Raw genomic sequence first — 4,248 nt, 5'->3', positions numbered from 1 at the left:
GTACCGGCCCCGCCCCCACGTACCGGCCCCGCCTCCGCGTACCAGCTTCAGAAGGCGTTCCGATCGCCCGTTTCCAGGACCAGGACGCGATGCTCGTTGTTGCCGGGGTTGTCGTCGATCGCCCCGCCGTTCCAGGCCGTGCCGATCCGTACGGCCACTTCGTCCGGCTGCCCCGCGGTCCTGAGGTCGAGCGTGATCCCCGTACCGCGCTGGAGCGCCCGGAGCCGTCCCGTAGGGCACAGCACCGTCCGGTCGCCGGCCTGGACGCACGCGGCCGGGAGTTCCTGGCCGGGTGGGAGGGGTACCGAGAAGTCCAGCCGTACGGTCGCGTCCGGCAGCGGGGACGGGCCATGGTTCTCGGACTGGAGCCGGACCGTCAGCGCGCCGTTCGACAGCGACACATGTCCGTGGTGCGACAGGTCGGCCTCGGGCACGGCGGAACCGGGGCGAGGGGCATCGGTGGCGGCCCAGGCACCCGGATCCGCGGCCGTCCCCACCGCCGCGGCGGTCGCGGTAACGACCAGCAGCACTCTGCCCACGACCCGCATGGCACACATGACACCCATGGGTGGAACATACTGATCATCACACCGTAATACCGGCAAACCATAGCCTCGGCACACGTCCGGTCACCCACATGGCACGCTGTCGGAATGCTGGTACTCCGTTCCGCCGCCCTCTTCGTCCTCGCCGCCGTCTTCGAGATCGGCGGCGCCTGGCTCGTCTGGCAGGGAGTGCGCGGCGACGGATCCGGCGGCGGCCGCGGCTGGATCTGGATCGGCGCCGGGGTGATCGCCCTCGGCGCGTACGGCTTTGTCGCCACGCTCCAGCCGGACGGCGAGTTCGGCCGGATCCTCGCCGCGTACGGCGGGATCTTCGTCGCGGGCTCGATCGTCTGGGGCATGGTCGCGGACGGCTACCGCCCGGACCGCTGGGACGTCACGGGTGCGCTGGTCTGTCTGGCCGGTATGGCCGTGATCATGTACGCGCCCCGCGGCCACTGAGGCGACCTCCGGCCCTGCGCCACAAGGAGACCCCCCGCACCGGCCACAAGGAGACCCCCGCACCGAGGTCACGACGAGACCTCCGCGCCACGGCCACGAGGAGACCCCGCACCGGCCACAAAGAGGCCCCCGAGCCCTCCGCACCACGGTCACGACGAGACCCCGCACCGCCTGGCCGCGGGGGCCGCCCGCGCCCCGGACACCGTAAGCAGCGGCCCCTCGCCCCCGCCTATCCTGGCCCCACATCGATCACACGCGCGAGGAGTACGTCATGAGCGCCGCGGGCACCCCCATCGCCGTCATCACCGGAGCGAGCAGCGGCATCGGCGCCGCCACCGCGCGGCAGCTCGCCGCGGCGGGCCACCACGTCGTCGTCACCGCCCGCCGCAAGGACCGTATCGAGGCCCTCGCCGCCGAGATCACCGCCGCGGGCCACCGCGCCACCGCCTACGCCCTCGATGTCACCGACCGCGCGGCCGTCGACGCCTTCGCCGCCGAACTCGGCGACTACCCCTCCGTGAACGTCCTGGTCAACAACGCCGGAGGCGCGCTCGGCGCCGATCCGGTGGCCACCGGGGACCCGGCCGACTGGCGCCGTATGTACGAGACGAACGTCATCGGCACCCTCAATGTCACCCAGGCCCTGCTCCCGGCCCTCACCGACAGCGGCGACGGAACGGTCGTGGTCCTCTCCTCCACCGCCGGCCACGGCACCTACGAGGGCGGCGCCGGTTATGTGGCCGCCAAACACGGCGCCCATGTCCTCGCCGAGACCCTCCGCCTGGAGATCGTCGGCACCCCGGTCCGCGTGATCGAGATCGCCCCCGGCATGGTCAAAACCGAAGAATTCGCCACCACCCGCTTCCACGGCGACACCGAACGCGCGGCCAAGGTCTACGCGGGCGTCGCCGAACCCCTCACCGCCGACGACGTGGCCGACACCATCACCTGGGCAGTGACCCGCCCCAGCCACGTCAACATCGACCTCCTCGTCGTCCGCCCCCGCGCCCAGGCCTCCAACACCAAGATCCACCGCGAGCTGTAGTCGCGGCCGTACGCGAGAAGCCCTGCCCCCGACCGGTGAACACCCGGTCCGGGGCAGGGCTTCTCGGCCGGTCCTCGCAGGCGAGGGGCACGCCCCCGCACGTCGGATCAGCCCTTCACACAGATGACCTGCTTCAGCTTCGCCACCACCTCGACCAGATCCCGCTGCTGGTCGATGACCTGCTCGATCGGCTTGTACGCCGCCGGGATCTCGTCCACGACACCGGAATCCTTACGGCACTCGACGCCCCGCGTCTGCTCCTCCAGGTCCCGTGCCGAGAAGCGGCGCTTGGCGGCGCTGCGGCTCATCCTCCGGCCCGCGCCGTGCGAGGCCGAGTTGAACGACGCCACGTTCCCCAGGCCCTTCACGATGTACGAACCCGTGCCCATCGAACCCGGGATGATCCCGAAGTCCCCGCTGCCCGCGCGGATCGCGCCCTTCCGCGTGACCAGCAGATCCATTCCGTCGTACCGCTCCTCCGCCACATAGTTGTGGTGGCAGGAGATGACCGGCTCGAAAGCCACCCTGGCCTTCTTGAACTCCTTGCGTACGAGGTCCTGGAAGAGCCCCATCATGATCGCGCGGTTGTACTTCGCGTACTCCTGCGCCCAGAAAAGGTCGTTCCGGTAAGCCTCCATCTGCGGGGTCCCGGCGATGAAGACGGCCAGGTCCCTGTCGACCAGGCCCTGGTTGTGCGGAAGTTTCCGGGCCTCGCCGATGTGGTGGTCCGCCAGTTCCTTGCCGATGTTCCGCGATCCGGAGTGCAGCATCAGCCAGACCGAATCCGACTCGTCGAGACAGAACTCGATGAAATGATTGCCCGATCCGAGCGTTCCCATCTGCTTTGTGGCTCGCTCCTGGCGGAATTTGACCGCCTCCGCCACTCCCCCGAACCGCTCCCAGAAGTCGTTCCAGCCCGCCGTCGGGAAGCCGTGCAGGCGTGCCGGGTCGATCGCCGTGTCGTGGAGGCCCCGGCCCACCGGGATGGCCTGTTCGATCTTGGAGCGGAGGCGGGAGAGGTCGCCCGGCAGGTCGTTCGCCGTCAGGGACGTCTTGACCGCCGACATGCCGCAGCCGATGTCCACGCCCACCGCCGCCGGGCAGACCGCGCCGTGCATCGCGATCACCGAGCCGACCGTCGCGCCCTTGCCGTAGTGGACGTCCGGCATGACCGCCAGGCCCTTGATCCACGGCAGGGTGGCAACATTGCGGAGCTGCTGCATCGCGCCGTCCTCGACAGTCGCCGGGTCCGCCCACATCCGGATCGGCACCTTCGCACCCGGCATCTCTACATACGACATAACCCCTCGATTCCCCCGAAAGTCCGAATAGCGCAAAAACCGGAACCGGGGCTGTCAAAAGAGACAGCCGACCAGCGTCGACGGCAGTGCGTGCGATAGACATTGTGTCCACCGACCGTCATCCGGCGGCAAGCAGTTTTCGCGCGGAACCGCCGCGCGGAACCCTGTACAGAAGGGAGCCCGGGACCGTGCAGCCCAAGGCGCGTCACGTGTACCTACCCGGCCTGGCGGCGCTCCTCGTGGCGGTCGTCGCGGGGTGCTCCGGAGGCGCCGGCGACGGCTCGGCCGCCGACCCCAAGCCGGGCGGCCCCACCACCGCGACCGCCGCCGCACCCGGCAAGTACCGCACGCTTCGCGAGCCCTGCGGGACCGTACCGCGCCCCATGCTCCAGGATCTGCTGCCCGGCGCGGACTCGCTCCCCGAGGACCAGCAGACGAAGGTGTACGAGGGCACGGCGTCCGTCACGTACGACACGGACCGGCGCGTCGGCTGCAGCTGGAAGGCGGACGGCACCGTCGCGTCGCACCAGCTCGTGATCGACCTCGAACGCGTGGTGTCGTACGACCCGGAGGTCAGCGACGACGACCGGGCACAGGACGTGTACACGCAGAAGGAGACCGCCGCCGAGCTGCCGCCGCCCAGCACCGGCAGCGGGAGCCCGTCCGGTACGCCCGGCGGATCACCACCCGCCACTTCCGGGACAGGGACGGGGAACGGTGCCGGAACCGGGATCGGCACCAGCACGGGCGTCGGCACCAGCACCGGGACCAGCGCGGGCACCGACACCGGCACCGGCAGCACCACAGGAACCGGGACAAACCCCAACACCACCACCCAGACCGGATCCGCCGCCTCCCTCACCCCGTCCGGAGCCCCGTCCGTCTCCCCCTCCGAGAC

General features: G+C 70.5%; 5 protein-coding genes. 3 read left to right on the top strand and 2 right to left on the bottom strand.

All coding sequences use genetic code 11. The features are described from left to right. Positions 1–47: 47 nt before the first annotated feature. Positions 48–566, bottom strand: a complete 519-nt coding sequence (locus WH07_RS18355) for a hypothetical protein (RefSeq protein ID WP_046501144.1) — start codon at positions 564–566, stop codon at positions 48–50. Between the two features lie 87 nt (positions 567–653). Here WH07_RS18355 and WH07_RS18350 point away from each other — a divergent pair, with 87 nt between their 5' ends. Next, the gene (locus tag WH07_RS18350) at positions 654–1,004 is read left to right on the top strand and encodes a YnfA family protein (protein ID WP_046501143.1); all 351 of its coding nucleotides are present in this window, start codon (positions 654–656) and stop codon (positions 1,002–1,004) included. A 271-nt stretch (positions 1,005–1,275) separates the two neighbouring features. Then, positions 1,276–2,049: an SDR family NAD(P)-dependent oxidoreductase gene (locus WH07_RS18345; RefSeq protein WP_046501141.1), complete on the top strand. Its 774-nt coding sequence runs from the start codon at positions 1,276–1,278 to the stop codon at positions 2,047–2,049. A gap of 107 nt (positions 2,050–2,156) precedes the next feature. On the opposite strand, the gene WH07_RS18340 is transcribed toward WH07_RS18345, so the two are convergent. After that, positions 2,157–3,350 carry an RtcB family protein gene (locus WH07_RS18340; RefSeq protein WP_046501139.1) on the bottom strand — a complete coding sequence of 398 codons (1,194 nt, stop codon included), beginning with the start codon at positions 3,348–3,350 and terminating at the stop codon, positions 2,157–2,159. A gap of 209 nt (positions 3,351–3,559) precedes the next feature. Between WH07_RS18340 and WH07_RS39835 the strand changes: the two genes are divergently transcribed. After that, positions 3,560–4,248, top strand: a 689-nt coding sequence (locus tag WH07_RS39835) for a DUF3558 domain-containing protein (RefSeq protein WP_157877380.1), incomplete at its 3' end; no start/stop codon positions are given.

It is taken from the genome of Streptomyces odonnellii (assembly GCF_000981895.1).
In the GTDB taxonomy this organism is placed as follows: domain Bacteria; phylum Actinomycetota; class Actinomycetes; order Streptomycetales; family Streptomycetaceae; genus Streptomyces; species Streptomyces odonnellii.
Note: the sequence above shows the minus strand (reverse complement) of the source record. Positions and strands in the feature narration are given on the sequence as shown.

Coding starts and splice junctions, on each gene's coding strand:
- WH07_RS18355 (WP_046501144.1), bottom strand. CDS start 566: ATGGGTGTCATGTGTGCCATGCGGGTCGTGGGCAGAGTGCTGCTGGTC.
- WH07_RS18350 (WP_046501143.1), top strand. CDS start 654: ATGCTGGTACTCCGTTCCGCCGCCCTCTTCGTCCTCGCCGCCGTCTTC.
- WH07_RS18345 (WP_046501141.1), top strand. CDS start 1,276: ATGAGCGCCGCGGGCACCCCCATCGCCGTCATCACCGGAGCGAGCAGC.
- WH07_RS18340 (WP_046501139.1), bottom strand. CDS start 3,350: ATGTCGTATGTAGAGATGCCGGGTGCGAAGGTGCCGATCCGGATGTGG.